Raw genomic sequence first — 5999 nt, 5'->3', positions numbered from 1 at the left:
TAGTTCTCTAGATCTTTTTAAAGAGCAATTGAATCATTAATTCATGCCCAAATCATAACACATCAGGGCAGGATTACGCACGCTCAGTGCTCACTAAAACAGGGGTTATTTGAACCATGCCCTCTTTGCGTCTTTTTAATCCCTCGAGTTGTTCAGCTACAAACCCATAGACATACGTTTTCCCGTATTCTCGGTCATGGGATTCAAGGTAAGCAAGACCAGGGTCAAAAGTGAGAAAATAGGTGATGATAGGGCGATGCTGATACGCAGCGGCCCTTCTAATCGCATAGTAATCATCCGCTTTAATTGCTTCTCGCTTATCCTCTGTACTTAAGCCCACCTCTTCTAATAAATAGCGCAGGGTTTCCAAATGACCATTGTAAGCAGCATTTCTAATCGCATAGTAATCATCCGCTTTAATGGCTTCTAGTTTATCCTCTGTACCTAAGCCCACCTCTTCTAATAAATAGCGCAGGATTGCCAAATGACCATTTTCAGCAGCGCTTATAATCGCAATGTAGCCATACGCCTTAACTGCTTTTAGTTTATCCTCTGTACTTAAGCCCACCTCTTCTAATAAATAGCGGATGGTTGCCAAATGACTATATTGAGCAGCCCTTGCAATCGCAATGTAGCCATACGCCTTAACTGCTTTTAGTTTATCCTCTGTACTTAAGCCCACCTCTTCTAATAAATAGTGCAGGATTGGCAAACGACCATTCAAAGCGGCCCAGCTAATCGCATAGTAGTCCTTCGCTTTAATTGCTTCTAGCTTATCCTCCTTGCTCCAAGGCAGAGCTTTTAGGTGCTCTACTTTGTCTTGCATGCTAGCAAGATCGAATAGAGAAAACTCTCCAGCCACTCCCTACTTACGGCCTGAGTACACCTCTGTACACTGCGGAAGAGGGAGGCCAAGAAGACTTACATCAGCGGGCGAAGAGTTAAGGTAATTTTCAATTTGAGTGATAGTGGTCATGGAAAAATGCATTTGAACAAATCGTGATAAATTATACAATAAATACCAATAAGTGCACACAAAAATTATCACTTCACTTAAAAAAAAGAACACTTAAATACCAAAGAACCAAGAAATAGAGAGCACGAACCCCAATAAAAACAAGAACTGATTGCAGAAAGCGGAAGTTTAAAGATTATTTGAGCGCTTTAGGGAGGATGTACAACCAGACCGATGCGACCTGTCTCCTTGGAGCACCATAAATTAAAGGATAATGCCCATTGTATACAGCTTTCTTGCTTTAATTTTATTCACTCGCCAATAGCCTTACAGGCAGACGTTTCTTGAATCCCCTTCTTCAATAAGCCAACCGACTGTGTGTTTATCAAGGTGATGAATCACTTGCTCAAGGGTAGTATGCTGGAAATCATTAAATTTCAATTTAACAAAGACCGTATGAAATCCGAAGTCTCTCCTGCCCGCTCAATTCGTCTTTTTAGATGCGCAATGAGCTCAGGCAAGGCCGCAAAGTATGCTCCAACATCAATTTATCAACAGAAAGGTGTTTAAGATGATGATTGCGAAAAAACTCAAAAAAGACCTAACGACCTTTTTATTACAATTAATAAGAATCGAAAAAGATCTATGGAGATAAGATAAACTCTTTCCATTTTCCATTGATATTCTCGTACTTAAAGACATCGGATAATTCATCAACGCGGTAGCGGTAAAATAGGAAGCTGTGTGGTTGAATCCGATAGCCACAATAAAATGAGGGCATGGGTACATTTCCACTATAACGTTTTTCAAGTTCTATTTTTTTATCCTCCAGAGTTTTTTTGGAGTCAATTCTTTGTGATGAGGTGGGCGCATAGGCGCAAAATCGTAACTGGGCAATACGGGGATAACTTATCCAATAGTTTTCATTTTCATCGACAGACAATGCGGTGGCCCGACCTTCAATAATTATCTGTCGTTGGGTTAATTCAAACCAAAAAGTCAATGAAATCATAGGATTTATTTCTAATTCATTAACTTTCCTCGTACCTTGTTGGGTAAAAAACAGCAACTCATTATCAGTAATTTCTCTTATAGCAACCACTCGACTATGGGGTATGGCATCACCCGTGCAAGTAGAAAGTACGGCTTGTGCTGGATTGGGAACTCCAGCTATCTTTTCTTCATCAAGCCATTTTTTTAAGGTGCTTATTGGCAAGGGAACTCCCTATTTAGTTGTCTTTTTTAAAATAAGTATTTAATGGATTCAGGGCTATTGGTTTTAAAATTCTACTTCCATAAGCTTTGTCATCTTCTGGTGGAATAGTTTTATCCGTTAAATTAGTGACAAAAACATATTTTTGACCTTTATCACCTTCTATAAGGCCTACAAACCACCCATCACGTATTCTACTCGGATTAGTCTCACGTTCATTTCTACCATGACGTCCCGAGCCCGTTTTCCCATAATATTTAAAACCATTATCAAGTTTGCCGAGATACATGTTATTGATCGTATTGTTTACAGCGTCAGGAGAAAGTGGTAATTCTTTAGTGCTTAAGGCCGTTAAAAAATTTAGTTGCTCATTAGCAGATATTTTTAAACTGCTTGATAGCCAAGCATAAGCTAAACCATTATTTTTACCTGGGTCGCCGGTAAAATCTTTATTACCATAATTAAACCCATCTAAATAATGCTTAATGCGTGGTAATTGCAGCTCTTGCGTTAATTGCTGCGAAACCCAAACAACTGAATAAGTAAACCAGGATTGAGGCGTTTGATCCTGATTCCATTCAGCTAATTCCCCATTTTTCCCATTCCATTTAAATTCCGTTTTTTGATTAATTAATCCTTGATTGAAAGCCATTAAAGATAAGGGAATTTTAAAGGTCGAATCGGGGGCTAATCGTTCAGAACACCGACCACCGGGATTGTATTCACTAAGCATCTCTTTTTTATTCACATCATAAAGCATGAAACAAGCATTGAAATTTTTAAATGCATAAGCAAAATGCTCTATGGCAATCTCATGCGCCATCGCATTGAATGCAGTAATAGCTAAAAAAACACCTATTTTTATTTTCATAATGAATTCCTTTAACAAATTAACTATTTCAAAGAATTTAAAATAATACTATCTCGATTTACATAGACCCAAGCTTCAACCCCTGAGGCAAGTTTGACATTTATTCGTGTATATTCTTCAACTTCGTATTTATCCGCTTGTTCTAATTCCGCTTTGCTGACGTTAAAAACTATACTGTTGACAGTATTTGTATTTTTGCCGGTATAAGAAACAATAGGATGTTCATCTACCCCGCTCATGGCAATCACATCAGTGTTTTTAATTTTAATTTTGGATAACTCAAAGCCTGGTAATGTATCTTCATTACCAATCAATAAACGCCCGAAATTAGCTAGCTGCACAGATTCAAAACGCAAAGTCCCATAAGAAAACAGCTTTTCAGGGTACTCATTGGTCATAATACAACTCATTTGATTAGAATTTTGGTTGCCTATTATTTAACGGATCGAGCAACTTCTCAAGACTTATCCAAAAAAATCATGAAAAATCATGAGCCCTAAAGTGTACTAGGATTTAATCAACGCTCCATATTATTTTTCAATCTATGGACAAAATACTACTACCTTGTATAATTTGTGCTTCTAAATTTCCTGTACCATTGAGAATTCATTATGGATAAAAAAAGGGACTTTTCTCTCTTAGCCCTCATAGCAGTTATGTTTACTACCATATGTATGGAAACAGATATCTATGTACCCTCCTTTCCTGATATGAAAGTTTTTTTCCAAACGTCTTCAGATGCCATCCAACACGTCCTAAGTATCAATTTTATAGGAATATTCATTGGAAGTTTATTATTTGGACCCTTATCAGATTCTCTAGGCCGCCAAAAAACCTTAAGACTCGGACTATGCTTATTTGCACTTGCCAGCTGGGGTTGTATATTATGTACTGATTATACCATTTTCCTCTTCTGTCGTTTTATTCAAGGTATTGGAGCAGCCACTCCTATGGTTATCTCCTTTGCCATTATTCTTGAAAAATACGAACCTAAAAAAGTCGCTCAACTTTGTGGTGGGTTGAATCTATTCATCACGGGGATGATGGCGGTCGCGCCGCTTATTGGCTCTTTTTTAAATCTTTATTATGGATGGCAATATAATTTTATATTAATTGCTTGCTTAGCAAGTTGCTCATTGCTTGGTAGTTTTTTCTATATTCCTGAAACCTTATCTCTAGAAAAAAGAATTAGCTTTTCTATTCCTAAGGTACTTAGCAATTACTCGCGGGTTTTAAAAAGCTTTCCCTATATGGCGGCGGCTTTTATTTGTTATTTAATGTTCGCAGGTTTAATTCTTTTTACGGCTAATCTCTCCTTAATTTTTATTGAAAATTTAGGCGTATCAAAAGAAATCTATGGTTTTTATCAGGCCTCAGCTCCTGCAGCATTTGCACTTTTTTCTCTACTTAGTATTTGGATTATTGGCTATTTTGGTACAGAAAAAACCAAATGGGCCGGTATTTTTACTGTTTTCGTTGGTGCAACTTTATTTATGCTCACTGCCCTTGTAAATCCTTCTCCCCTCTTAATTTGTGCTGCAATGATTATTTTTACTGCAGGAATCACTCTAGCCGGTCCAATTTATGGCACTGAGTCCGCCAATGTTTTCCCTGAAATGAGGGGTATAGCAACAGGAATGAGTAATGCATTAAGGCATCTCATTGTCGCAGGAATGGTAAGTGTTGGTAGTTATAATTTTAATGGTTCTATTAAGCCTGTTGCATCACTCATACTTATTGCCACAGCATTTACGATTTTTTTCGCACTAGCTTAAACTAATAAGAAATGGACTATTTCTATTGCTACAGAAGGGTTTTAGGTCATTGCTAAATCAACAACAGGGCTTTTCTAGTTAGTTGAGTGCTATAAATATTATTTAATGGGAAGAATACGGTTAATTAATTTATAATGAGGCGCACAGTTGAGTAGTGCGCCAAAAAACATTAGTCCCCTAAAGCACCAGGTTTAGAGTGACGGGTTTGTTGTCCAGATTGTCCACCCTGATTAGTCTTACTTCCTTGTCCAGAACCACTTTGTCCTGGTTGATTTTTATCTAGTTTATTATTTTTATTCGCGGAATTAATGTTATTTTTTGGATTTTGTTCCATCATAATCTCCTGTTAAATTTTAAATTTCTCATTACGAAGTTTATGAAAGCTAACCGCTTAGTGTTATCCTTATTTTCCCTATCGAATAAAGGTATCACCTATTTTGGCTATTTAGCCGCTTCTGAAATTGCTTGATTAATCAGCTACGTTAAATTGCCTTAAATCCTGTTTGATACCAATGGCCTTTGAACAACCGAATTTGGTCTGTTACATTGGCTATCTCGGAATTTTATGCTCGTTTAAAATCGCAGCAAGTCTATCCTATATTCCAACCTACGTAGGGCTATAGTGCTCTGTGTCGTCATCCTCACATTCGAGCTCCTCTGATGGATTAGAAGTTTCCGTAGTAGGTGATGACCCAGGCACAGAAAGTTGAGGGGCTTCTACTTTTTGCTGTGCTAGGGAGATAGTATTAGGCGGGGGTTTTAATAAATCAGCTTGTTCTTCCGCTTTGACCTGTTGGAAAGAGCTTTTATAGGATTGCTCTGCTTTTAATGCTTTTTCTAAGGGTTGTCTGAGTTCATCACCAGCATGAGGATGTTGCTGTAAAAATGCTTTAGCCAAGTTTTTCAGATCCACATCATTAGGATCTTTTTTCATTGCGCTTGCTAATTGAGCGACTTTATCGACTTGCATGCCATGCACAAAATCATCTAATTTTTTTTTACTGCTTACAAAGTCTTCCGGGCTAAGCTTATCAAAGCCTCCTTTGTCACGCGCTTGCTGACACAGCAGGGCCACCTCATGAAAAAAATCTAGCTTAAATCGGTAAATAATGAGAGGCTAGCTTCATTTAAATGGATATAGGAATGAAGCTGGAAGAAGGATTTTTAGATTTTTTTATTTCACTT

At 37.6% G+C, this 5999-nt stretch carries 7 protein-coding genes; 1 reads left to right on the top strand and 6 read right to left on the bottom strand.

Going from position 1 to position 5999, the window contains the following annotated elements:
• Nucleotides 1-73: 73 nt before the first annotated feature.
• The 4 genes from ELY15_RS12880 to ELY15_RS12865 form a co-directional block, all read right to left on the bottom strand.
• Nucleotides 74-862 carry an ankyrin repeat domain-containing protein gene (locus ELY15_RS12880; RefSeq protein ID WP_127100680.1) on the bottom strand — a complete coding sequence of 263 codons (789 nt, stop codon included), beginning with the start codon at nucleotides 860-862 and terminating at the stop codon, nucleotides 74-76.
• A 736-nt stretch (nucleotides 863-1598) separates the two neighbouring features.
• Nucleotides 1599-2171 (bottom strand): pyridoxal 5'-phosphate synthase, encoded by a 573-nt coding sequence (locus tag ELY15_RS12875; protein WP_127100678.1) that lies wholly within the window; start codon nucleotides 2169-2171, stop codon nucleotides 1599-1601.
• A 13-nt stretch (nucleotides 2172-2184) separates the two neighbouring features.
• Nucleotides 2185-3039, bottom strand: a complete 855-nt coding sequence (locus ELY15_RS12870; protein ID WP_127100676.1) for a penicillin-binding transpeptidase domain-containing protein — start codon at nucleotides 3037-3039, stop codon at nucleotides 2185-2187.
• A gap of 23 nt (nucleotides 3040-3062) precedes the next feature.
• Nucleotides 3063-3437 (bottom strand): gamma-glutamylcyclotransferase family protein, encoded by a 375-nt coding sequence (locus ELY15_RS12865; protein ID WP_127100674.1) that lies wholly within the window; start codon nucleotides 3435-3437, stop codon nucleotides 3063-3065.
• 213 nt (nucleotides 3438-3650) lie between these two features.
• On the opposite strand from ELY15_RS12865, the gene ELY15_RS12860 reads away from it, so the two are divergent.
• Entirely contained in the window at nucleotides 3651-4814 is a 1164-nt protein-coding gene (locus tag ELY15_RS12860; protein WP_127100672.1) for an MFS transporter, read from the top strand.
• A 169-nt stretch (nucleotides 4815-4983) separates the two neighbouring features.
• On the opposite strand, the gene ELY15_RS16225 is transcribed toward ELY15_RS12860, so the two are convergent.
• Together ELY15_RS16225 and ELY15_RS12855 are read right to left on the bottom strand one after the other, a co-directional pair.
• Nucleotides 4984-5151, bottom strand: a complete 168-nt coding sequence (locus ELY15_RS16225) for a hypothetical protein (RefSeq protein WP_233586738.1) — start codon at nucleotides 5149-5151, stop codon at nucleotides 4984-4986.
• 270 nt (nucleotides 5152-5421) lie between these two features.
• Nucleotides 5422-5889 carry a hypothetical protein gene (locus ELY15_RS12855; protein WP_127100670.1) on the bottom strand — a complete coding sequence of 156 codons (468 nt, stop codon included), beginning with the start codon at nucleotides 5887-5889 and terminating at the stop codon, nucleotides 5422-5424.
• Nucleotides 5890-5999 lie beyond the last annotated feature (110 nt).

The sequence above is a fragment of the Legionella sp. km772 genome, assembly GCF_003989735.1.
Classification (GTDB): Bacteria; Pseudomonadota; Gammaproteobacteria; order Legionellales; family Legionellaceae; genus Legionella.
The sequence above is the reverse complement of the archived record's forward strand: the minus strand, read 5'-3'. Positions and strand labels throughout refer to the sequence as shown.